A 21,835-nucleotide genomic window follows, 5' to 3' on the forward strand; every position below is an offset into this window, starting at 1 on the left:
AGATTGCTTGTTTTGCCTAAGATAGCTTTATCAAACAGAAACATAGTTGCCGCCAGATTAATCAGCTGCAACACCCGGCATTCGTCATGAAGAGGAACTCAGCATGTTAGACAACAACTTAAAATCAGCATTAAAAGGCTACCTGCAAAATCTGAAAACGCCAGTGGAACTGGCACTGGCAGCAGACCAAAGCGAAAAAGGTTTAGAGTTAAAAGCACTGGTGGATGATATCGCCAGCTTGTCTGACCTGATTGTCGTCACGCAAAACGCCACAGCAAGCCGCGTCCCTTCAATGCAGGTACGTTCTCAGGCCAAAGGCACTGTGATGACCTTTGCTGGTGTGCCAATGGGCCATGAATTTACTTCGCTGGTGCTGGCACTGTTACATTCAGGTGGCCATACCATCAAAGAAGAAGCCGCAGTGCTGGAGCAAATTGCAGCGTTGCCAGGGACACTGAATTTTGAAATTTACGTGTCACTGAGCTGCCAGACCTGCCCGGAAGTGGTGCAGGCGCTGAATTTGCTGGCGGCAGTGAACCCAAATATCACCACCACGATGATTGACGGCGCCGTGTTCCCGCAGGAAGTGGCGGATCGGAACATCATGGCCGTACCGACCGTGTACTTAAACGGCGAGCAGTTCTCACAAGGCGCGATTAGCCTTGGCAATATTCTGAACAAAGTGGATGCATCTGCAGCAACGCGTCAGGCCGAAGCGCTGGCAAAAAAAGACAATTTTGATGTATTAGTTGTTGGCGGTGGCCCGGCAGGCTCGGCGGCAGCGATTTATGCCGCGCGTAAAGGCCTGAACACCGGTGTGGTCGCTGAGCGTTTTGGTGGTCAGGTGGCTGATACTGTTGGCATCGAAAACTTCATTTCGGTGAAAGAGACCGAAGGGCCAAAACTGGTGGCGAATTTAGAAGCCCATGTCCGTCACTATGAAGTCGACATCATGCACAGCCAGAAAGCGGTGAAGTTGTCGCAAAACGAATTGTTTGAACTGGAATTGGCCAATGGTGCAGTACTGAAAGCCAAAACCGTCATTCTGTCGACCGGCGCGCGCTGGAGAGAGATGAATGTGCCGGGCGAAAAAGAATACCGCGGTCGTGGCGTCGCCTATTGTCCGCACTGTGACGGCCCGCTGTTTAAAGGCAAACGCGTCGCAGTCATTGGTGGCGGTAACTCTGGGATTGAAGCGGCGATTGACCTGGCCGGTATCGTTGAGCACGTCACTGTACTGGAATTTGACAGCAAACTGCGCGCTGATGCCGTGCTGGTGAAAAAAGCTCAGTCGATGGGCAATATCGACATCATCCTGAACGCGCAAAGCACCGAAGTGCTGGGCGATGGCAGCAAAGTGACTGGTATCAACTACACAGACCGCGTGACAGGCAAAGCCAAACATGTGGCCTTAGCTGGTATCTTCGTGCAAATCGGTTTAGTGCCAAACACTGAATGGCTGCGTGGCACGCTGGAATTGACCAACCGCGGTGAAATCATCGTTGACAGCCATGGCCAGACGTCCATGAAAGGCGTGTTTGCTGCAGGTGATGCGACTAATACGCCGTTTAAGCAAATCATCATTGCGATGGGTTCAGGCGCGACAGCATCTTTGGGTGCTTTTGACTACCTGATCCGTAACTCTTAAGTTGTAAGCACTATCAGCAGCCAGCGTCATCCCTGGCTGCTGAGTTCCCTGCCACCGCAGCATCGCTGCGGTTTTTTTTATGTACAGGATGTACGGTACAGTGAAACCGGGATCTCAATAGGCCAAAAGTTTGGCCTATTGCCGGTTGAACGCCATTCCCTCAGGGAATGGCGAAAATGCAGGTACGTGGTACCCAGTACGTGGTACCCAGAGCTTTTCGGTGATTCGCGCCATCCATGGCGCTCACCTTTCAGGCCAACGCTTTGCGTTGTTAAAAATTGCTACGGGCAATTTCTTTTATGTTCAGGGACGTCAGCGCTTTACAGAGCTTAAGCCGGGATCTGTAAATGGATCTGCTCATTCGCCTGCATCGGCACTAACTCCCGCCACCAGGCGTGGTGCAGGGCAGGGGCAAAGCTCAACTGCGATAAATCAACTGGTGCACCAAACACCGGCGTCACCAGCTGCGCCTGATAAGCTTCTGCAGCCGCCGCTAAGCGTTCTAGCGGTTCGTACCAGGCGTGCATGGCGAGATCAAAACTGCTGTTGTGAATGGGTACCAGATAAGCAGCCTGTAAGTCCAGATGGGCGCGCAGGCTTTGTTCTGGCTGCATATGAATATCGGCCCAGAGTTCGTCGTAAGCGCCGGTTTCGATCATTGCTACATTGATGGGGCCAAAGCGCCGGCCGATTTCGGCAAAGCCACTGAAATAACCACTGTCACCGCTGAAAAACAGCCGCTTCTGGCTGGATTCTATGACAAAAGATGCCCAAAGCGTTTGGTTTTTGTCATTTAAACCGCGGCCAGAGAAATGCTGTGCTGGCGTGGCATGCACGGTTAAGCCGGCAAATGTCGTCTGTTGCCACCAGTCCAGCACAGTGATCATCTCGTTTGGCACGCCAAAACGACGTAAATGCGCGTCGACGCCTAGCGGTACAATAAAACGTTTGGTCTTCGCGATTAACGCGCGCACCGCCTGTTTATCCAGATGATCATAATGATCGTGTGAGATCAATACGGCGGCAAGTTGAGGTAAATCATCCAGTTGCAGTGGCAGGGCATGAAAACGTTTTGGCCCGAGCCACTGCAGTGGTGACGCGCGTTTACTGAACACCGGGTCCAGCAGCAGATATTCACCGTCGAGGCGCAGCAGCACAGAGCTGTGGCTGATTTTCAGCAACATGTCATGGCTGCCGGATAAATCCGCCGCCTGCACCGGAATGGGCTGGCGCGGCGTTTTATCAGCCACTTTTTGCGTCAGATAACGCCAGATGATCTGGCCAAGGGCTGCACTGCCATCTTGTGTCTTTGCAGTGTTGTGAAAGGTGCGGCGCACTGGTTTTGCTGCAGTGTCAGGACGGAATGATACACAAGTTTTATCGGCGATACTCATCAGATGCTCCTGCTGCTGGCGGTTTAGTATTAAAAGTAAACTACACGGTGTAGTTTAGTGGTGAAATAGCAAAAGTAAACTGCTTAGTGTAAAATTTTCTGCAATAGTGTCAGGCGATAGCCAGTTGTAGTCTGGGCAATAGCGTTGAAGAAGAGGGGCATGATGGAACCTGTAGGTCGTTCAGCACAAAAACGTCAGGCGGTAATAAATGCTGCTTTGGCTGAATTTAAAGACAAAGGTTTTGTCGGCGCCAGCATGGACGCCATTGCCGAGCGGGCGCAAGTGTCCAAACGCACTGTTTATAACCACTTTGCCAGCAAAGAGCTGTTGTTCAATGAAGTCACCGGCTCGTTCTGGGTACAAACCAAACAAGCGGCCAGCTTACAGTTTGATGCCAGTCGTCCGGTGCAGGAGCAACTCCTGCAAATCGCCCGCTCGGTCTGGACTGTCTATCAAAGTGAAACCTTGATTGAGCAAGCCCGGATAGTGCTGGCGGAACTGATCCGCCAGCCAGAATTGGTGGAACAAGCCTTAGCGCAGGTTAATGATCAGGAATGTGGTTTATTGCCGTTTTTACACCAGGCGGTGGCGGCTGGTGTTTTACAAATCCCGGATATCAAAATCGCCGAAACCCAGTTCTGGGGCCTGATGAAAAGCTTCGCTTTCTGGCCGGCGGTGTTTCGTTTTCACGATTATTCGGCGCAGGCCGAACAAGTGCTTCACAGCAATGTGCAGATGTTTGTCCGGCAATATTTACCCGGCTGAAAACTGTATTCAGGGTTCCAGGCTCAGCATCGGGTTTGGCGTCGCTGCAGTAAGGTCCGGCAATGTAAACTGGGCCTGCAGCTGTTGAAATAAAGCCGGCCGATATTGTTGCAGCCGCTTGAGTCGTGCCAGATGCGACGGTTCCAGAGCCTCGGTTTCCTGCAGAATATAAAACAGCGCCGGGTGCAGTTGTTGCTGCAGGTAACTGGCATCCAAAGCCAAATCCAGCGCGTCCGGGCCTAGCGGGTTCTGCTGCAGCGGCACTTTGGCGTTAATCAATAAACTCACGGCTTCAGCGCTGTCGGCAAAAGCCTGCGGGTATAAGTTGCGGCCTTTAGTATCGGTGATACCCAGATCAAAACCGTTTTGCTGTAGTTCCTGCCAGTGTTCAATGCCGTCATAAGTGAGCATGTGTTCGAGCTGACTGACCGCCAGGCCAGTTGGCCAGTGCTTCGCCCATGCTGGTCGCGCCGACAATGCAAGCAGTAGGGCCGCAGCTTGCTCTGGAGACGGCCCCGACTCGATGGCTTTGATAAAATCAGTTTCGTTGACGGGTACGTCATAGGACGTCAGCAATGCTGTTTCCTGCTGTTGCCAGTAAAACGCCAAGAGCGCCGGGTCCAGCTGATGCAACAGCAGTGGCAATTCGTTGGGACTATGCTGTTGCTCCAGCCTGTCCAGCTGGTTCACAACTTCGCTTTCCGGCCACAAACCTTGCGCGTTAAGCGCAGCATCCTGCTCGGCCTGACAAGCTGTTTTGATTTGTTGCTGTTGTTGGTCAAGCTGCTGATATTGCTTTAGCAAGTTCCGCAGTGCTTCCAGAGCCGGCAGGCTTTGCAGTTGCAACAGCTGTTGGGCTTTAGCGAGGTTGATCAGGTCTTCGTCGTAGCTGATAAATCTGGGTTCGCCCAAAGCAGAAACCTGCAGAAAAGTCCTGCCGTTTTTCGTCGTGTTGAGTTCCCCATGCAGCGGATAACCAAGATGTTGCAGGAATTGAATAGTCGCCTGTTGGCGTTGCCGGCGCTCACTATCGTCCCAGCCTTTTTTCCGCCATTTACTGCTAAAAGCAAAATCCATGGCACTAAACAGGCCATCCTGGCGACTTGGCAGTACTTGATAACGCGCGAGCAGTGGCAGTAAATCATCTCTGAAATGATAGACCGCCAGATCAGCCAAATTAAACAGGTTGTGCCGGCTTTGCAGTTCATCGGTCTGTTGCAGGAGCTGTTCTAACTGTTGGGCGCTAAGTTGCTCACCAATCAGCCCACTGTAATCTCTGGGTAAAAAACGCAGACCAGTCAAAGCCTTGTCAAATTGCTGCTGATGCAGTGCCATCATCAGCAAGATGGTTTTCGGCTGAAAATCATCCAACCGGCCTGAAGGTTCCAGATATACCAGCTCGATTTCAGGTGCTTGACGTAAGTAGTCGATTTTCTTCGTTGGCGGGATCTGTTTTAGGCCAGCATAAAATTCACTGTAGGCCTTTTGTTGAAAGACATGCTGCTGCAAACTGCCTTGATAATGGCTCAGCGCATCCAGCAATTCAAATTGCAGTTCAGCCTGGCGCTGGCTCAGCGCTTTGTCTTGTGTCGGGCGGTCGCGCAGCATCAGCAATAGCTGCTCAGGACCGTCGCCTTGTTGCAACCGCTCATACAGATATTGCCGGATGGCTTCACGCTCAGGCGTTTTGTGCCAGTCCTGATCTGGCAGCACTTGCTGGCAAACCGGCGTTGTTTTGGCCACTGGCGCGTCGGGTTGAGTAGGGGCTGATACAGTGGTAGCGGGCTGGGCGACGCCTGTGTCGACAGCAGCAGTCTGCTGTTGTGGCTTTGCTGGTTGGTTCACTGGTAACAGCCAGTACAGCCCAATGCCGCCGCAAAGCAGCGCAAGCAGAGCCAAGCTGCGGCTTTTACTCATTCGCCACCGCCAACACCGGGTTGGCTTCATAGCTGCTGAGATCGTCCAGCCAGCCGAGTAACAATGGCTCTTTGGCGAGTGCCTGCTGCAGCGCAGTAAAAACAGCAGGTTGATACTGCTGCAAGCGACGTAGCCTGCTGAGATGCGAGGCTTCCGGCTTACCCATTTTCTGCATCATGTTCACTACCGCCGGATGCAGTTTTTTATCAAGGTAGCTTTGGTCCAGCGCCAAATCTAAAGCGTCTGGTCCGACAGCTGGCTGGTCGACGGCAACATTTTCCTCTAACAGCAAAGCGACCGCATCTGGCCCGGCGGCAAAGGCCTGTGGATATAAATTACGGCCGTAGATGTCCTGCAAGTGCAAAGAAAAACCGTGTTTGCTTAATTCGCGCCACAAAGTGGCGGTATCATTTTGTTTTTGCAGAAAATTCAAATGCAACACTGCTTTGGGTTGCCAATAGACAGCAAGTGCCGGCTGTTGCTGTAAACGACCCAATGCGATGGTAGCCCGAAAAGGGTCCACGTTGATTTGTATCTGCCGAACGATTTCTGCCTGATCCTCTGCCTTGAACTCTGGCAGTTCGATGCTAAAACCTTTTGGCCAGAGTCTGGTAACGAGGCCCGGATCACGTTGATGCAAAATGGTTGCAGCCGCGCTCAATTCACCACTGATTTGTTCCACCCGGCTTACTTCCTGCCGGATTTTCGCCTCGCTCCAAAGTCCTTCAGACTGCAGTTTTAACTGGTTTTGCCTGGCACAGTTTTCATTGGTCTGCTTGTATACCCTGGCTTTGTCTTCCAATGGTTGTAACATTTGCTGCAGTTCAGCATTCGGTTGCATCGGCTGGACTTTTTCCAGTTGCTGAGCAGCTGCAAGTTCCAGTAATAACGGTTGATAAAGGGGGCCATTTTCACCCCCGGCAAAGTTCCAGATTGAATCAATGATCAGAAAGGGCCGGCCTTCGGCGTCAACGCCTTGCTGGCCATGCAGCGGATAACCTTTTCGCTGCAAATACTCGATGGTTTTACGACGATCGCCGAGAGCTTTTTGGCCTATTGTTTTAGCCGGCCATTCCGGCGCGGTAAACGCGAGGTCGAGTGCACTATAGAGCCCTGGCTGCAATGAAGGTCTGAGCTGAAATTCTTCCAGCACAGGCAGTAAATCGGCTCGTAAAAATAACACGGCAAAGTCGGCCAGATTCATCCCTTCCCGCTGAAAGTTGGACAAGCCGCTACTTTTTTGCAGCAGCTGTTGCAAGGTTGCCGCGCTCAGATGATACAAAGATAAGCTGTAATCCGAAGGGCTCAGACTGATACCGTCTAACGCTATGTTCAGCAGCGTCGGATCATCGCCAGCGGCCGTAAGTAACATCGATTTCAGCGAAAACTCGGACAGGCTGCCGTCGTCGTTTTGCCAGGCCGCATGAAACAATGGGGAATTTTTAATGCTCTGAATGGCCTGCGCCCGATCTTTTGCTGCCAACTGTTGTTCCAGCTGGCTTAACTCGGCGATATGGTCGTCCATTTTCAGCAGGTTTTTATATTGACTGCTGGCAAAAAGCCCGGCGGCCATTGCCAGCTCAGACCGGTGTGGTGTGTACATCAGCACGTGCCGAAGTTCAGTGTAGGGCACTCCGACTTTGAGTTGTTGTAACAGGAAGTCCTGCAGACGCTGACGGTCATCTGCCATCGCTTCCTGCTGCTGTGATGCGCTATACACAACACAGTTTGCCGTTTGTTTGGTTAGCCCAGAGTTTGCGCTTTGCAACGCTTCAGCCTGAGGTGTGGTTTGCGCCTTGAATGTTTCCACACTGGGTTGGGGGAGCGTAGGGGTGTCCCGACCGAACCATAAATAAAGGGTCACAGCGACTGTGACCGCGGCCAGCACATTGGTTCTGATCGAAGGCATAAAAAATGCCGGTTAGTTTTTAATAAAAGTTTCAAACACGCCGCTGTAGTCTTTGCGATAAGCCTGCGACATCGCATCGCTTAGCGTGTCGTGATAAAAACTATAAAGTTCGCGGGCTTGCGCGGCGATATTGGCACCTTCACCGCTTTGCCGGGCCAGCGAATTCACCACGTGCGACAGGCTCTTTTCCACCGTCTGTAAATCCCGTTGCTCGGCTTCCATCAGCAAACTGATTTCGGTCAGGGCTTTGTAGATGTCTTTCAGTTGTTCGATATGCTCTTTATGCACGTCGATGGAAAAATCGGTGCTGTGGATGCGGAATTTCAGTTCGACATCGAGATCAATAGTGCCGGCCGTTTCCAATGACACATTGCGGATGTCGGCATTGATATATTCGTAGCGCTTCAGCAGGCGCTTTTTACTGAGCGCGGTGTTGCCGTCCAGATGCAGCAAAGCGAAGTTAGTAAAACAATATTCGTCGGTTTTGCTTTTGATTAAAAAGAAGATTTTTTCGCCGGTTTCGTGCTTGATGTAGTCGTCGGCTTCAACTTTATTGTAGTTTTCCGGGCTGATGACACGACCGATATCACTTAATCCCAATGCTTCTGAGGCAATTTTACCAAACATAACCTGTTCCTTGTCTTTGATATGGAAACGAGAGACTGAGGTTCAGAGCTTACCAAGGGCGTACATGCGCTGCAACACACAAAATGTTAACAACTTTGTCGGGCAATTAGCGCACGGCGCACTGAAGTGAGGCAGGCAAAAGTTGGGAGAGGACAGAGCTTGAGGCAGCTGTTTTTAGGCGAGCTGCCTCATCTGGCGTTACTGCTGATGCCGTGCTTTTAATACATCAATGACATCATTGAGCTGCAAGTCCTGTGAGCGCAACAGCACCAGCAGGTGGAAGATTAAATCCGCTGCTTCGTTTTTCAGCTCTTCACGATCGCCGGCCATCGCAGCTAACGCAGATTCCACGCCTTCTTCACCGACTTTTTGTGCGATGCGTTTGACGCCGCGGGCAAACAAACTGGCGGTGTAGCTGGACTTTGGATCGGCATGCTGGCGAGCGGCGATCACAGTTTCCAAATCGGTTAAAAAGCTCAACGCCGGCGCGTTACGCTGTGCATCATGCCAACAGGTTTCGGTGCCAACATGGCAGGTTGGCCCGTCCGGCAACGCCAGTGCCAGCAAGCTGTCGCGATCGCAGTCGGCGCTTAAACTTTGCAGTTTTAAGAAATGGCCTGAGCTTTCACCTTTGGTCCAGAGCCGGTTTTTACTACGACTGAAAAAGGTGATCCGGCCGCTTTGTAGTGTGGTCGCCACGGCTTCGCTGTTGGCAAACCCCTGCATCAGCACTTTGCCGGACACCGCGTGCTGCACTATCAGCGGCAGTAAGCCGTCGGCCGGCCATTTTAATAGTTCCAGCTGATCAGGCAGCGGCGCATTCGCATCTAATACAAAACTCATGGCCGGATCTCCACGTTGGCAGCGATTAAGGCTGCTTTTAAATCAGCGATGGCAATAATGCCTTTATGAAACACTGAAGCGGCGAGGGCACCGTCGACGTCCGCGTCGCGAAACACGTCAATAAAATGCTGCACCGCGCCGGCGCCGCCGGAGGCAATCAACGGCACCTGGCAATACTGGCGCACTAAAGAGAGCTGCGCTAAATCGTAGCCCTGACGCACACCGTCCTGATTCATGCAGTTCAGTACGATTTCACCGGCACCGCGGCGCTGCACTTCTTCCACCCAATCCAGTAATAACCAGCGGGTTTTTTGGCTGCGTGTTTCATCTCCGGTGTATTGGTACACCTGATACTGGCCGGTGGTGGCGTCAAAATAGCTGTCGATACCCACCACCACACATTGCTGGCCAAAAGCCGCATTCAGTTCACTAATCAGTTCCGGCCGCGCCAGCGCCGGGCTATTGACCGAAATTTTGTCGGCGCCCAGTTCCAGAATTTTACCGGCATCCGCCACCGATTTAATGCCGCCGGCGACACAAAACGGGATATCAATGACTTCAGCAATTTTGCGCACCCAGCTTTTGTCGACGACACGGCCGTCGCTGGAAGCGGTGATATCATAAAACACCAGCTCGTCAGCGCCTTCTTCGGCGTAACGGGCGGCGAGCGGCACTATGTCACCGATGATTTCGTGATTGCGAAATTGCACACCTTTGACGACGACGCCATCACGTACATCCAGACAAGGAATTAATCGTTTTGCCAGCATGCGATCGCCTCCTCAATGGTGAATTTGCCTTCCAGCAGGGCGCGGCCGAGGATCACGCCAGCCACTGGCGACGGTTGACCATTTTGCCCACGCAGGCTGCGAATATGGTCGAGGTCGCCAACACCGCCGGACGCTTGCCAGGCGATGCCGGGATATTTCGCTGCAAGTTCCTGATACAGCGCAACATTTGGCCCCTGTAAAGTGCCATCGCGGCTGATGTCGGTACAAAGCACATGCCGCGCGCCAGCGTCCAGCATGCCATCGAGCACTTGCTCCAGCGTGATGCCGGAGGCTTTGATCCAGCCATGGCTTGGTAAGGTTTTTTCGCCTTGTTCGTTAATGGATACGTCAAGCGCCAGCACGATGCGCTCGCCGCCGTATTGCCGGAGCCACTGTTGCACCAAAGCACTTTCCCGAATCGCCAAAGATCCAATCACCACACGGCTGGCGCCGGCTTCTAACAAAGTGACTAAATCGGCTTCGCTACGCACACCGCCGCCGACCTGTACCGGCAGCGGGCTTTGTTGCATCAGCTCACGCAACAATGCGGTCTGGCGTTTGCTGGCATCTTTGGCGCCGGACAAATCAACCAGATGTAACACGCCGGCACCGGCCGCGGCGTAGCGGTCGCGCAGTTCAAACGGTGTTTGGCTGTAGTGGGTGGTCTGGTCATAACTGCCCTGATAGAGGCGTACGGTCTGACCATCAATTAAATCTATTGCCGGGATTATCATTGTTGTTCCTGTGCTCAGTCGGGCGCGCGCAGCGTTTGCGCGTCCAGCTGTAAGAAATTCTGCAAAAGGCGGGCGCCGACTTTGCCGGAGCGCTCCGGGTGAAATTGCATACCAAGGAAATTGCGCCGGCCAATTACGGCAGCAAAAAGGCTACCGTAGTCACAGCTGGCGAGCATGTAATTTGACGGTTGCACGGCAAAACTATGCACAAAATAGACGTAGTCGGCCGCTGTGACGCCCTGCAGCAACGGGTGCGTTGAGCTTTCAACCTGTAATGTGTTCCAGCCCATATGCGGTAAGCGCAGGCCTTTGGCTTCAAGCGGTGCGACCTGACCCGGAATTAACCCAAGGCACGCCACATCGCCTTCGGCGGAATGTTCAGTGAGTAGTTGCATCCCCAAACAAATGCCGAGCACTGGCTGCGTTAGTTGCTGTAAGGTGCTACGCAGGCCCTTGGCGTCGATATTGGCCATCGCCTGTTTCGCTGTGCCCACACCCGGAATAATCACCTTTTCCGCGGCACTGATCACGGCCGGATCAGCGCTGATCTGCACCTCAGCCCCTAAGCGCTGCAGTGCGCAAAACACTGACGTGATATTGGCGCAGCCGGTGTCGACAATCACTAGCTGCGGTTTGTTTGCTTGCAAAGTCATGTCAGAGCACACCTTTACTGCTTGGCAGCGCATCGCCGGATTTTAAAATCGCCTGACCCAGAGCGCGGCCAAAGGCTTTAAACAACCCTTCGACCATGTGGTGTTTATTGCCTGGCGATACTGACAAATGCAGCGTCATCAACATGGCATCACAGAGGCTTCGGAAAAAGTGCTCAACCATTTCCAGATTCAGCTCACCAACTTTACCTTCGCCGAGCGCAGCATCGAATTTCAGCAGCGGCCGGCCGGATAAATCCAGCACGGCTTCAGCGCGGCATTCGTCCATCGGCAACACAAAACCAAAACGGTTAATACCGCGTTTGTCGCCAATGGCTTGTTTCAGTGCCTGACCCAGCGCCAGTGCGGCATCTTCCACACTGTGGTGGTCGTCGATGTGTAAATCGCCGGTCACGGACAGCTGCAGTGAAAACCCGCCATGGGTGGCAATTTGGTCGAGCATATGGTCGAAAAAGCCAATGCCGGTGCTGATTTGATTACCGCCTTTGCGGTCCAGATCCAATTGTACGCTGATATCGGTTTCACGCGTGGTACGGCGCACTGAACCCACCCGGCCACGGCTTAACAGCTGGCGGGTGATTTCGGCCCAGCCCAGTGTGGTGCGGTCGTAGCGAAACGCTGGCAAGCCCATATTTTCGGCGAGTTGTACGTCGGTCAGACGGTCGCCGATGACATAAGAGCGGGTGAAATCAACACGGCCTTGTTGCAGGTAATCTTTGACCAGGCCGAGTTTTGGTTTGCGGCAGCTGCAGTTGTCGCGCTCAAAGTGCGGGCAAATCAGCACGTCGTCAAAGCGGATACCTTGTGACTCTAACAGCTGCATCATCTTATCGTGCGGCGCATCAAAAGTGTGGCGCGGAAAACTGTCTGTCCCCAGGCCATCCTGATTAGTCACCATCACCAGGCGAAAACCGGCGTCCTGTAATTTCAGTAAAGCGGGGACCAAACCTGGCTCGTATGCCAATTTTTCTAGGGAATCCAGTTGCTTATCAATTGGTGGCTCTTCCACCATTGTGCCGTCACGGTCGATAAATAAAATAGGCTGTCCGGCCATTATTGTTCCCCTGCGATGCCTGCGCTTTGCTGCGCACAAAAAGTGGTGATTGCTTGTTCCAGCAGCGCCATTTCTGCCGGGCTGCCGATCGATACCCGCACAACCTGTGAGCATCCTAAGCGCTCTAAACCAAGCTGACTGGATTGGTTGCGGATCAAAATCCCTTGCGAGGCGATACCGCTGACCCAAGCGGCGGCATCTTCGACGCCCAGCAGCACATAGTTGGCGTTGGAATTAAACACCCGGCGTACCTGCGGCAACTCGCTGGCAAAATGGCAAAAAGCGGCACGCAGCTCGTTGATGGTTTGAACGCTTTGGCGCATCCGCTGCTGGCCGTCATTTGACAACGCCTGAGTGGCAATCTCCGCAACAGGCGCGGCGATAGGATAGGGCGCAATCATTTTTTTCAGGGCGCCAATGACTTCCGGTGCCGCCAGTGTAAAACCACAGCGTAAACCAGCCAGCGCAAAGGCTTTGGATAAAGTGCGTAAGATCACTAAATTTGGATATTGTGCCAGTAAATCGACAGTGGACGCTTGTGGCACAAATTCGATATAGGCTTCGTCTACCACCACCAAAGCGCTGTCCCGATAGAATTCCAGCAGCTCGACGATTTGGTTGCGTGGGATTAAGTCGCCAGTTGGATTATTTGGGCTGCAGATAAACACCAGTTTGGTACTGGCACTTTGTTTGATGGCCGGTAAGTCCAGCGTCAGCTCTGCGGTTAAAGGCACCACAGTGCGGCCGACCTGATTGCTTTGCGCGCTGATGGCATACATGCCATAGGTCGGCGGGCAAATGACAATGTTGTCATGGCCCGGTTCACAGAAGCTGCGAATAAGCAGCTCAATGCCTTCATCGGCACCGCGGCTGACCAGCACCTGCTCAGCTGCCACACCAGCATAGCTTGCGTACGCGGCAATCAACGCTGGCGGCTGACAATCCGGATACCGGTTAAAACTGCCGGTTAACTGATATTCCGGGGCTAAGGCGTTTTCGTTGGCGTTCAGCCAAACTGAGCCACCGGACATCGACAATCGCGCTGAGGCATAAGGCACCAGCGCTTTGACGCTGTCGCGGGCTAAATTACTGATACTGCTCATTTAGTTTTCTCTTGCGGAATAGGAGCGAATTCATCTTGCTGCTGCATTTTTTTACTCAGGCTTTTCAGGCGCAAACTGACGGCATTGGCGTGAGCGTTTAAGCTCTCCGCTGTCGCGAGTGTCACAATGGCCGGGCCAATCGCCTGTAGGCCTTTGCTACTCAGTGTCTGCACTGTGTAACGACGATAAAAATCCAGTAACGACAAGCTGCTGTGATTGCGACTGTAGCCATAAGTTGGCAGCACATGGTTGGTGCCGCTGGCGTAGTCACCGGCCGATTCCGGCGTCCAGGGGCCAACAAAAATGCTGGCGGCATTTTTCAGTTGCGGCAGTAACTTATCGTCCTGAGCGGTCTGAATAATTAAATGCTCAGGGGCATATTGATTTGAAACCAAAGCGGCCTGCGCTAAATCTTCCACCAGAATAAACCGGCTGTGATCCAGCGCTTTTTTCGCGATGATGGCGCGCGGCAGGGCCAGCAACTGGTCTTCGAGGCGGGCCATCGTATCTTTCAGCAGCTTTTCACTGGGGCTGATCAGCACCACTTGCGAGTCCATGCCGTGCTCGGCTTGCGACAATAAATCGGCAGCAACAAAGGCCGGATCCGCAGTTTCATCAGCGATCACCAGCACTTCAGAAGGACCGGCCGGCATATCGATAGCCGCGCCCTGCGCGTCGCGCGCCACTTGTTGTTTGGCTTCAGTGACAAAACGATTACCCGGGCCAAAAATTTTATCGACTTTGGCGATAGTCGCGGTGCCATAAGCCAGTGCGGCAATCGCCTGCGCGCCACCGACGGTGTAAATCTCACGGATGCCGCAAAGCTGCGCGGCGTAGACGATTTCCGGTGCAATATCAGACGCAAGCGGTGCGCCCGGCGGGGTGACCAGCACTACACGGCGGCAACCGGCTAATTGCGCCGGTACACCCAGCATCAGCACTGTGGAAGGCAGCGGCGCACTGCCACCCGGGATATATAAACCGACTGCGTCCATTGGCGCATGTTTCAGTTCACATACTACTCCCGGCGTGGTTTCGACCACTAAATCCTGTGGTTTTTGCGCAGCGTGGAATTTACGGATATTGCTATAGGCCAGCTCAATCGCCGCACGGCGCTCATCGCTGAGTTTACCGAGCAACAATTGCTGCTGCACCAGGCTAAGTTCCAACGGATTGTTATCAATGCTGTCAAACTTCTGGCTGTAAAACTTCAGTGCTTTGTCGCCAGTATTGCGCACCGCTTTAATGATGGTGGTGACTTGTTCTGGCAGCTCTTCTGCATTTTTCAATTTGGGCCGGTTCAATACCCGGCTTTTACCGGCATCGTCCAGTTCGGCCCAACGGCTGATACGGATCTCGAGCATGATTTACTCCATCATTTTTTCGATCGGTAATACCAGTATAGAACTTGCACCCAGTGCTTTGAGCTGTTCCATCGTTTCCCAGAATAAAGTCTCACTGCTGACTACGTGTAAAGCGACTAAGTCTTCGTTACCTGCTAACGGCAATAAAGTTGGATTTTCGGCGCCGGGCAACAGCGCAATCACATCGGCCAGACGGGCGCGTGGCGCGTGCAGCATGATGTATTTGCTTTCATTAGCCTGCATCACACCCTGAATACGCGGCATTAGTTTGGAGATGAGTTTTAGTTGTTTGTCGTCATTGAGGTCCCGGCGCTGAATAAGCACCGCTTTAGAGCGGTAAATCACTTCGACTTCTTTCAGACCGTTGGCTTCGAGTGTTGCGCCAGTTGACACCAAATCACAAATTGCGTCGGCAAGACCGGCGCGTGGTGCCACTTCCACTGAACCTTTTAAATTGACGATGCGGCAATTCACACCATTTTGTTTCAGGTAGCGGTTCAGCAATCGCGGGTAAGTAGTCGCGATAGTGCGGCCCTGTAAATCCTGAATCGACTGGTAATTTTCTTCCTGAGGTACAGCAATTGACAGGCGGCAGCCACCGAAATCCAGCCGGGCTAACACGGTGTAATCGTAGCTTTCGTTGTCGAGCTGGCGTTGCAGCGACATTTCTTCCAGCACGTTTTCACCGACAATGCCCAAATCACAGACGCCATCCATCACCAGACCCGGGATGTCGTCGTCACGTACACGCAGTAAATCGATGTCCATATTCTCGACATGCGCAATCAGCCGTTGTTCGCGCAGATTGATTTTCAGGCCGCAGCTGGTCAGCAGGGCCTGGGTGTCCTGTGACAGACGACCGGATTTTTGCATGGCGATACGCAGTTTTTTGCTTTCGATTAACGCGGACATCGGTATTTCCTCTGATTTAAACTCTAAAAACAACAACCCCGGATCTCTCCGGGGCTGTTGTTGAACACTATGCACACCGGAGCTATCAGTCATAGCCACCGGCCTCTCAGGCATGGCTAGGAGAGTGGATGATGATGGTGATGCAGTGTGGTCATAAATAACATAATGTAAAAGTTCCGGCTGCAGACAAGGTCGTCTGGTGGCGTTTGGTTGTATACAAGTTAAAGGTTTTCTTTTGCAGCTGCAAGCACAGAACCAAAGAAAATATTGCTGGCTTGAAAATTGTATTATCAATTAAAACAGTAACTTAAGTGTGTTATCCGTATCTTTTGCAATTCTCTGCGGATAAGTTTTTTCATTTTTAGGTCGAATAGAGATAGATAAAGCGATTAAAAAATAATCAAGATGTATAGTTTTTTTGGTTGATCAATAGTTTGGTCGCAGTAGGTGAAGTCACGCAGTAAACAGCCGATAGCAATAAAAGTAGCCGGCTTTTTGCCGCTTATACCCGAAGAGGACAGTTGATGGACGCGATTTTTCCTTACCTGGTGCGCCGCACGCCGGCGGCGGAGCCGTCGCAACGTTTAATTGAACCTGTGACAAAGTACACCCGCTTTAGTCCGGACGAACACGGCCATCACCACGAAATCTGGCAATACCGTATCAGCGGGCGCCAGGAACAATCGCGGCAACAGCAACAATCACAACAGCAATCTGAGCAACAGCCGCAGCAAACAAAGCCGGGCGAACCTCAGTACTTACCCACCAGCCACGCGGTCACACCGGAAGCTGACCAACATGCCGATGCCGATGGTCATCTGGATATTTACGTTTAATCGACCAGACACATAGCGAAGTGTTTGGACCCCATCCACCGGCTTTGGCATAATGCCGCTTTTGCCCGAAGCCGCGGAGTCAGCTTGTTGACTGCTTTGTTATTGCCATGTTTCGCTTTTGCGCTGACCTATTCGGTACACGGAGCCGCTGATGCAGGCTGAAGTCAAAGCAGCCTTTGGACCAGGTGGCGCGCTGGAAAAAGCCATTATCGGCTTTCGCTCGCGTGATGCGCAGCTCGAAATGGCAAGTGCTGTTTGCGACAGCATTCGCGATGGCAAAGCTTTAGTGGTCGAAGCGGGCACCGGCACCGGAAAAACGTACGCTTATCTGGTGCCGGCACTGCTCAGCGGTAAAAAAGTCATTTTGTCGACCGGAACCAAAAATCTACAGGAACAGCTGTATTTACGTGACTTACCACGAATTCAGTCCGCCTTGGCGCAGCCGGTGGCGACTGCACTGTTGAAAGGCCGCAGCAACTATTTATGCACGTTTCGCCTGACCCAGCATTATCAGCATGTACCGGTGCAGGATGCAGCGCTGATTCAGGACCTGAGCCTGATTAAAAAATGGTCGAATGAGACCCAGAGCGGCGACATCGGCGAACTGACCTATATCGCCGAAGACTCCAAAGCGTTGCCTTATGTCACCAGCACCACCGACAATTGCCTCGGCAAAGATTGTCCGGATTACGAAGAATGTTATTTACTCAAGGCGCGCAAAAAAGCGATGAATGCCGATTTGGTCGTGGTGAACCATCATTTGTTTTTCGCCGACATGGCATTAAAAGACACCGGTTTTGGCGAATTGCTGCCGAGCATGGACGTGGTGATTTTTGACGAAGCGCACCAAATTCCTGATATCGCCAGCGATTATTTTGGTGAAACTTTTTCCAGTTCGGTGCTGTTGGATTTGTGCCGTGATATTGAAATCGCCTGTAAAACTGAGCTGCGCGACCATCCGCAGCTGGCGAAAACCGCAGAAAAGCTGGCCAGCCTGACCAAAGACTGGCGTTTGCTGTTGCCGGAAGACCCACAAAAAGGCAACTGGCGTGATCTGTTCCAGAAGGCTGAACAAAAAGTAGCACTGAGCCGCATCAGCGACGTGATGCAGATGCTCTATCAGGTACTCAAAGGCAGCCTGGGCCGCTCGGATTTAGTCGACAGTTGTTATGAGCGGCTGGCACTGCTGCGCAACCGGCTGGAAAAATTACTTGATGTCGATAAAACCGGCATCAGTTTCTGGTTTGATACCAGTAAACGCCATATCAGCCTGCATTATACGCCGTTGTCGATCGCCGATAAGTTTCAGGAATTAGTGTTTGACCAGCCGCGCTGCTGGGTTTTTACCTCAGCGACTTTGTCGGTCGATGGTGGTTTTGACCATTTCACCCGCCAGATGGGTTTAGGCGCGGCGCGCACGTTGCAGCTCGACAGCCCATTTGATTATCCGAATCAGGCGATGTTACTGGTGCCACGTTATCTGCCGGAACCAACAGATGCAAAAATGGCACAGGCGCTGTTACAACTGGCAGTGCCGCTGATTGAAGCCAACGAAGGCCGGTGTTTTTTCCTCTTTACCAGCCACCGGATGTTGCAGTGGATGGCGCAGCAGCTGCCGGACTATATCCGCCTGCCGGTCCTGGTGCAGGGCAGTACCAGCAAACGCGTATTGCTGGAGCAGTTTGTCCAGCTCAAACACGCAGTGTTACTCGGCACCGGCTCGTTCTGGGAAGGCGTGGACGTGCGCGGTGACACTTTAAGTTTGGTTATTATCGATAAATTGCCTTTTGCCTCGCCGGATGAACCGCTGCTGCAGGCTCGCAGTGAAGATGCGCGCCTGGCCGGGCAAGACCCTTTTGCCGTGGTGCAGTTGCCGCAGGCGGTCATTACGTTAAAACAAGGCGTCGGCCGATTGATTCGTGACGTGTCCGACCGCGGTGTGCTGGTGATTGCCGACAACCGGCTGGTCAGCCGGCCTTATGGCGAAGTATTTTTAAAATCGCTGCCGCCGATGCGCCGCAGCCGCAGCCCGCAGGCTGCAATCGAATTTTTAACGGCGATCCACGCTAAAAGTGGCTCTGAGCCGTCCAAAGCATAACAGGAGCTTGATGTGAAATTACTGGCGCTGGATACCTCCACCGAAGCCTGTTCGGTGGCGCTGCAATATGACGGCCAAAAGCTGACGCTGGATGAAGTTTGTCCGCAGCAACACAGCAAACGCATTTTACCGATGGTGCAGCAGCTGCTCGCCGAATCAGGCCTTGGGCTAAATCAGCTCGACGGTATTGTGTTTGGCCGGGGCCCCGGCAGTTTTACCGGGGTGCGGATTGGCGTCGGCGTGACCCAGGGCCTGGCCTTTGGCGCAGATTTACCGGTGTTTGGCGTTTCGACCTTACAGGCCATGGCGCAGGCTGCGGTCCGCTTGCATCAGGCGAAGCAAGTCATTGCAGCCATTGATGCCAGGATGGCGGAAGTGTATCTGGCGCTTTATCAGCAAAGCGCCGATGGTCTGATGCAACCGGTGTGCGAGGAACTGGCGCGCAAACCAGCTGAGTTGCCGCCGCTGACTTTAGCTGGCGAAATCTGCGCGGTTGGCACTGGTCTTGTCACCTATCGCGACGTTTTTTTGCAGTGGGCTTCTGATACGCAGCTTAAGATCAGTGACCAAGTGTTGTTGCCGTCGGCGCAGGATATGCTGACGCTGGCGGTCCCGGCCTGGCAGCAGCAGTTATTTGTCGCCGCTGAACTGGCTGAACCTGTCTATGTGCGTGATGAAGTGACCTGGCAAAAACTGCCGGGGCGTTAAGCGGGTTTCGTGTTGCCAAAACGATAAAAAGCGGCAACTTTTTGCCGCTTTTTATCGGGCTGTAAGCCCTGCTGCACAAGGGATGTAGCCATTTTTAACTAGTGCTTGGCAACTCCGGTTTTCTGGTTATAATGCCAAAAAATAGTGCTGGTTTTTCAGTCGGAATTTGCTATGGCAGTGACCTTCAGTCAGGATCTCAATCGCACCAATGGCCTGCGTCAGGTCAATGGCGGCGTTGGGCCGCGCGCACTGAAAGACGCCACGCAAAGTCCGTCGCAAAGTTCTGCCCAAAATACGCCAAACGCCACGCCGCAAGGGCAGGGTGTCAAAAGCTCTGCCGAAGTGATGGCGCTGCTCGACACTGAGCAATTAAATCGCGCCAGTTACGACGCACCGGACCAGCGTCAGCAAAAAGCCATCTCCGCCTATCAATCTTTCGCCAGTCAGGATAAACGCGAGCAACTGCAGCAAATGTTTGCAGTTGATGTTTACGCCTGATCACCGGCTGATTTTTCCATTTTTCTGTGTGTCAGCGGTTTTTCACCGCCTGATCAATCCAACTGTCGCCATTTGTCGTAACTGATCACAACAACCACTCACGGGATTTGTGATGCAGACCCAATCTGTTTGTTTAATTACCGGTGCAAGTTCTGGCCTTGGCCGGGCGCTGGCGTTGCAGTTTGCCCGTAGCGGCTGGCAGGTCGTCGCCCTGGCGCGCAGCCAGGTGTTGCTGGAGCAGCTGCGACATGAACATGCCGGGATTGATATCTTGCCGGTGGATTTAACCGACAGTGCGCAGCTCGCTGGCGCGACTGCCGAGTTATCTGCCCGTTACGGCCGGCTTGATCAGGTGATCCTGAATGCAGGCACCTGCGAATATGTCGAAGCCGAAGATTTAAATCTCGGCTCATTCGAACGCACATTTAATCTCAACGTTTTGGCCGTAGTGGCCTGCACCAAAGCCTGGTTACCTTTGTTGCTGCGCAGCAGCACTCCGAGACTCGCCATCGTCGGCAGTCTGGCGCACTTATTTCCATTTGGCCGGGCCGAAGCTTATGGCGCCAGTAAAGCTGCCATTAGCTATTTCACCGACAGTTTGCGCGTCGATTTGGCGCACACGCCCATTCAGGTTTGTTTAATTGAACCCGGTTTTGTCGACACGCCACTGACGCAAAAAAATGATTTCCCGATGCCGTTTTTATTGAGCAGTGCTGACGCGGCCAGCCGGATCTATCGTGCATTAGCACTTGGCCGCGTGCGACTGCAGTTCCCGCGCCGGCTGACCTGGAGCCTGAAGCTGCTGAATTTGCTGCCATATCGGCTGCGACAACAGCTGGCGGCGCGGATGGCGCGCCAGGCGCAAACTCATGCACGCGCTGGGTCTCCATCATGAACAGCGTTTTACAGCCATGGTTCAGACCGGAACAACCGGGCTGGCGCCAGTTGCTGCTGTTTAAAGCCGGCTGGCTTGGTTTAGTACTGCAGCCGATGCATAGCGCAACACTAGTGCTGTTTTTGCTGATCTGGTGGTTGTGGCAGCTCAAACCGGCGCAGCGTCTGACGGTATTCACGCTGTGGGGCTCGGGATTGCTGCTCGATACGCTGCTGCTGGCGGGCGGCGTATTTCAGTTTGATTCAGTCTGGCTGCCATTTTGGCTGGTGCTTCTGTGGGGCTGGTTCAGTCTGTTCTGGTCGCTGGTGTTTTCGCCGTTTTTACAGCGGCCACTGGCTGTAGCTTTATTCGGTTTGCTGGGTGGCCCGCTGGCGTATTGGGGCGGCGCACAACTGAGTAACAGTTTACAGATCATGACAGAGGCCTGGTTCTGGCTGATTATGGCGCCAGCCTGGGCCGCTTTGTTGTTGTGGGCACGTCACGCCGAGCTTTGGTGGTGGCAACGGCTCAAAGGAGGTCTTGATGCGCAAATCTAGTTTGATCGCAGCGGGCGTGCTGTTTGCTTTGTTGTCTTTACCATCGCAGGCGGACGAAGCGCCGTCCGTCACAGCCCTCAAAACCGTCGGCGAAGGCCAGTTCAGTTATTTGTTCTGGGACCTGTATCAGGCGAGGTTGGCAACCAGCGACGGCCAGTTTTTCAGCTATCAGCAGAACAAACCACTGTTGCTGGAGCTGACCTACCAACGTGACATCAGCAAAGCCGATTTTGTCGAAGCGACTCTGGATCAATGGAAAGCACAACAAGGTAGCCTGCAGCAACGCCATCGCGACTGGGCGGCGCAATTGGATAAGCTGTGGCGCGACGTGAAAAAAGGCGACAGGCTGGCCTGCTTATTACGCGCCGATGGCTTGGTGGAGTTCAGTTTTAACGGCCAGCCACTTGGTCTGGTTGAAGATCCGGCCTTCGGGGCAGAATTTCTCGATATCTGGCTCGGAGAAAAAACCACGGCACCGAAGCTACGCATTGCACTGCTTGGTCGAAACAAAAACGGCAGCTGATGCTGCCGTTTTGTTTTAAGTGCATGCCTG

Annotated in this window: 21 protein-coding genes; 9 read left to right on the top strand and 12 right to left on the bottom strand. The window is 53.1% G+C overall.

All coding sequences use genetic code 11. The features are described from left to right. Window positions 1-103: 103 nt before the first annotated feature. Entirely contained in the window at window positions 104-1,648 is a 1,545-nt protein-coding gene (gene ahpF, locus Q399_RS0120355) for an alkyl hydroperoxide reductase subunit F (RefSeq protein ID WP_031571840.1), read from the top strand. 329 nt (window positions 1,649-1,977) lie between these two features. On the opposite strand, the gene Q399_RS0120360 is transcribed toward ahpF, so the two are convergent. Then, complete coding sequence (locus Q399_RS0120360; protein ID WP_084164566.1) at window positions 1,978-3,042, bottom strand: MBL fold metallo-hydrolase; 1,065 nt, start codon at window positions 3,040-3,042, stop codon at window positions 1,978-1,980. A 159-nt stretch (window positions 3,043-3,201) separates the two neighbouring features. On the opposite strand from Q399_RS0120360, the gene Q399_RS0120365 reads away from it, so the two are divergent. Next, window positions 3,202-3,807 (top strand): TetR/AcrR family transcriptional regulator, encoded by a 606-nt coding sequence (locus tag Q399_RS0120365; RefSeq protein ID WP_031571858.1) that lies wholly within the window; start codon window positions 3,202-3,204, stop codon window positions 3,805-3,807. A 9-nt stretch (window positions 3,808-3,816) separates the two neighbouring features. Here Q399_RS0120365 and Q399_RS0120370 read toward each other — a convergent pair whose 3' ends face one another. The 11 genes from Q399_RS0120370 to hisG form a co-directional block, all read right to left on the bottom strand. Next, on the bottom strand, window positions 3,817-5,724 hold the full coding sequence (locus Q399_RS0120370) for a hypothetical protein (RefSeq protein WP_031571860.1): 1,908 nt from the start codon (window positions 5,722-5,724) through the stop codon (window positions 3,817-3,819). Next, on the bottom strand, window positions 5,717-7,414 hold the full coding sequence (locus Q399_RS0120375; protein WP_157836362.1) for a hypothetical protein: 1,698 nt from the start codon (window positions 7,412-7,414) through the stop codon (window positions 5,717-5,719). Before Q399_RS0120375 ends, Q399_RS0120370 begins: the two co-directional genes overlap by 8 nt. A gap of 231 nt (window positions 7,415-7,645) precedes the next feature. Beyond that, window positions 7,646-8,260 (bottom strand): PH domain-containing protein, encoded by a 615-nt coding sequence (locus Q399_RS0120380; RefSeq protein WP_031571862.1) that lies wholly within the window; start codon window positions 8,258-8,260, stop codon window positions 7,646-7,648. Between the two features lie 198 nt (window positions 8,261-8,458). Beyond that, window positions 8,459-9,103, bottom strand: coding sequence for a bifunctional phosphoribosyl-AMP cyclohydrolase/phosphoribosyl-ATP diphosphatase HisIE (gene hisIE, locus Q399_RS0120385; RefSeq protein ID WP_051686210.1), 645 nt, complete (start codon window positions 9,101-9,103; stop codon window positions 8,459-8,461). Further along, window positions 9,100-9,873 carry an imidazole glycerol phosphate synthase subunit HisF gene (gene hisF, locus Q399_RS0120390; protein ID WP_031571868.1) on the bottom strand — a complete coding sequence of 258 codons (774 nt, stop codon included), beginning with the start codon at window positions 9,871-9,873 and terminating at the stop codon, window positions 9,100-9,102. Before hisF ends, hisIE begins: the two co-directional genes overlap by 4 nt. Then, complete coding sequence (locus Q399_RS0120395) at window positions 9,855-10,607, bottom strand: 1-(5-phosphoribosyl)-5-[(5-phosphoribosylamino)methylideneamino] imidazole-4-carboxamide isomerase (protein ID WP_031571869.1); 753 nt, start codon at window positions 10,605-10,607, stop codon at window positions 9,855-9,857. The genes hisF and Q399_RS0120395 overlap by 19 nt, the downstream gene beginning before the upstream one ends. 14 nt (window positions 10,608-10,621) lie before the next feature. Beyond that, window positions 10,622-11,260, bottom strand: coding sequence for an imidazole glycerol phosphate synthase subunit HisH (hisH, locus tag Q399_RS0120400; RefSeq protein ID WP_031571874.1), 639 nt, complete (start codon window positions 11,258-11,260; stop codon window positions 10,622-10,624). A 1-nt stretch (window position 11,261) separates the two neighbouring features. Then, window positions 11,262-12,332, bottom strand: coding sequence for a bifunctional histidinol-phosphatase/imidazoleglycerol-phosphate dehydratase HisB (gene hisB / locus Q399_RS0120405; RefSeq protein WP_031571875.1), 1,071 nt, complete (start codon window positions 12,330-12,332; stop codon window positions 11,262-11,264). Continuing rightward, entirely contained in the window at window positions 12,332-13,435 is a 1,104-nt protein-coding gene (gene hisC / locus Q399_RS0120410; protein WP_031571877.1) for a histidinol-phosphate transaminase, read from the bottom strand. Before hisC ends, hisB begins: the two co-directional genes overlap by 1 nt. Further along, window positions 13,432-14,799, bottom strand: a complete 1,368-nt coding sequence (hisD, locus tag Q399_RS0120415; protein ID WP_211253417.1) for a histidinol dehydrogenase — start codon at window positions 14,797-14,799, stop codon at window positions 13,432-13,434. Before hisD ends, hisC begins: the two co-directional genes overlap by 4 nt. Window positions 14,800-14,802: 3 nt before the next feature. Then, entirely contained in the window at window positions 14,803-15,711 is a 909-nt protein-coding gene (gene hisG, locus Q399_RS0120420) for an ATP phosphoribosyltransferase (protein WP_031571879.1), read from the bottom strand. 524 nt (window positions 15,712-16,235) lie between these two features. Here hisG and Q399_RS0120425 point away from each other — a divergent pair. The 7 genes from Q399_RS0120425 to Q399_RS0120460 all read left to right on the top strand — a co-directional run bounded on the left by Q399_RS0120425 (window position 16,236) and on the right by Q399_RS0120460 (window position 21,805). After that, window positions 16,236-16,547 carry a hypothetical protein gene (locus Q399_RS0120425; RefSeq protein WP_031571880.1) on the top strand — a complete coding sequence of 104 codons (312 nt, stop codon included), beginning with the start codon at window positions 16,236-16,238 and terminating at the stop codon, window positions 16,545-16,547. A 151-nt stretch (window positions 16,548-16,698) separates the two neighbouring features. Then, entirely contained in the window at window positions 16,699-18,645 is a 1,947-nt protein-coding gene (locus Q399_RS0120430) for a DNA repair helicase YoaA (protein WP_031571881.1), read from the top strand. Between the two features lie 12 nt (window positions 18,646-18,657). Next, window positions 18,658-19,353 (top strand): tRNA (adenosine(37)-N6)-threonylcarbamoyltransferase complex dimerization subunit type 1 TsaB, encoded by a 696-nt coding sequence (gene tsaB / locus Q399_RS0120435; RefSeq protein WP_031571882.1) that lies wholly within the window; start codon window positions 18,658-18,660, stop codon window positions 19,351-19,353. Between the two features lie 171 nt (window positions 19,354-19,524). Next, window positions 19,525-19,851 (top strand): hypothetical protein, encoded by a 327-nt coding sequence (locus Q399_RS21275; RefSeq protein WP_157836363.1) that lies wholly within the window; start codon window positions 19,525-19,527, stop codon window positions 19,849-19,851. 112 nt (window positions 19,852-19,963) lie between these two features. Continuing rightward, a complete protein-coding gene (locus Q399_RS0120450) occupies window positions 19,964-20,746 on the top strand; it encodes an SDR family NAD(P)-dependent oxidoreductase (protein WP_031571885.1) in 783 nt (260 codons plus the stop codon). Beyond that, a complete protein-coding gene (locus Q399_RS21795; protein ID WP_051686211.1) occupies window positions 20,743-21,282 on the top strand; it encodes a DUF2878 family protein in 540 nt (179 codons plus the stop codon). Before Q399_RS0120450 ends, Q399_RS21795 begins: the two co-directional genes overlap by 4 nt. Continuing rightward, window positions 21,269-21,805, top strand: a complete 537-nt coding sequence (locus Q399_RS0120460) for a chalcone isomerase family protein (RefSeq protein WP_084164568.1) — start codon at window positions 21,269-21,271, stop codon at window positions 21,803-21,805. The genes Q399_RS21795 and Q399_RS0120460 overlap by 14 nt, the downstream gene beginning before the upstream one ends. Window positions 21,806-21,835 lie beyond the last annotated feature (30 nt).

The sequence above is a fragment of the Rheinheimera texasensis DSM 17496 genome (assembly GCF_000711985.1).
GTDB lineage: Bacteria > Pseudomonadota > Gammaproteobacteria > Enterobacterales > Alteromonadaceae > Pararheinheimera > Pararheinheimera texasensis.

Excerpts from the sequence above, each read along its gene's own strand:
- ahpF (WP_031571840.1), top strand. The coding sequence starts at position 104 with ATGTTAGACAACAACTTAAAATCAGCATTAAAAGGCTACCTGCAAAAT.
- Q399_RS0120360 (WP_084164566.1), bottom strand. The coding sequence starts at position 3,042 with ATGAGTATCGCCGATAAAACTTGTGTATCATTCCGTCCTGACACTGCA.
- Q399_RS0120365 (WP_031571858.1), top strand. The coding sequence starts at position 3,202 with ATGATGGAACCTGTAGGTCGTTCAGCACAAAAACGTCAGGCGGTAATA.
- Q399_RS0120370 (WP_031571860.1), bottom strand. The coding sequence starts at position 5,724 with ATGAGTAAAAGCCGCAGCTTGGCTCTGCTTGCGCTGCTTTGCGGCGGC.
- Q399_RS0120375 (WP_157836362.1), bottom strand. The coding sequence starts at position 7,414 with ATGGCAGATGACCGTCAGCGTCTGCAGGACTTCCTGTTACAACAACTC.
- Q399_RS0120380 (WP_031571862.1), bottom strand. The coding sequence starts at position 8,260 with ATGTTTGGTAAAATTGCCTCAGAAGCATTGGGATTAAGTGATATCGGT.
- hisIE (WP_051686210.1), bottom strand. The coding sequence starts at position 9,103 with ATGAGTTTTGTATTAGATGCGAATGCGCCGCTGCCTGATCAGCTGGAA.
- hisF (WP_031571868.1), bottom strand. The coding sequence starts at position 9,873 with ATGCTGGCAAAACGATTAATTCCTTGTCTGGATGTACGTGATGGCGTC.
- Q399_RS0120395 (WP_031571869.1), bottom strand. The coding sequence starts at position 10,607 with ATGATAATCCCGGCAATAGATTTAATTGATGGTCAGACCGTACGCCTC.
- hisH (WP_031571874.1), bottom strand. The coding sequence starts at position 11,260 with ATGACTTTGCAAGCAAACAAACCGCAGCTAGTGATTGTCGACACCGGC.
- hisB (WP_031571875.1), bottom strand. The coding sequence starts at position 12,332 with ATGGCCGGACAGCCTATTTTATTTATCGACCGTGACGGCACAATGGTG.
- hisC (WP_031571877.1), bottom strand. The coding sequence starts at position 13,435 with ATGAGCAGTATCAGTAATTTAGCCCGCGACAGCGTCAAAGCGCTGGTG.
- hisD (WP_211253417.1), bottom strand. The coding sequence starts at position 14,799 with ATGCTCGAGATCCGTATCAGCCGTTGGGCCGAACTGGACGATGCCGGT.
- hisG (WP_031571879.1), bottom strand. The coding sequence starts at position 15,711 with ATGTCCGCGTTAATCGAAAGCAAAAAACTGCGTATCGCCATGCAAAAA.
- Q399_RS0120425 (WP_031571880.1), top strand. The coding sequence starts at position 16,236 with ATGGACGCGATTTTTCCTTACCTGGTGCGCCGCACGCCGGCGGCGGAG.
- Q399_RS0120430 (WP_031571881.1), top strand. The coding sequence starts at position 16,699 with ATGCAGGCTGAAGTCAAAGCAGCCTTTGGACCAGGTGGCGCGCTGGAA.
- Q399_RS21275 (WP_157836363.1), top strand. The coding sequence starts at position 19,525 with ATGGCAGTGACCTTCAGTCAGGATCTCAATCGCACCAATGGCCTGCGT.
- Q399_RS0120450 (WP_031571885.1), top strand. The coding sequence starts at position 19,964 with ATGCAGACCCAATCTGTTTGTTTAATTACCGGTGCAAGTTCTGGCCTT.
- Q399_RS21795 (WP_051686211.1), top strand. The coding sequence starts at position 20,743 with ATGAACAGCGTTTTACAGCCATGGTTCAGACCGGAACAACCGGGCTGG.
- Q399_RS0120460 (WP_084164568.1), top strand. The coding sequence starts at position 21,269 with ATGCGCAAATCTAGTTTGATCGCAGCGGGCGTGCTGTTTGCTTTGTTG.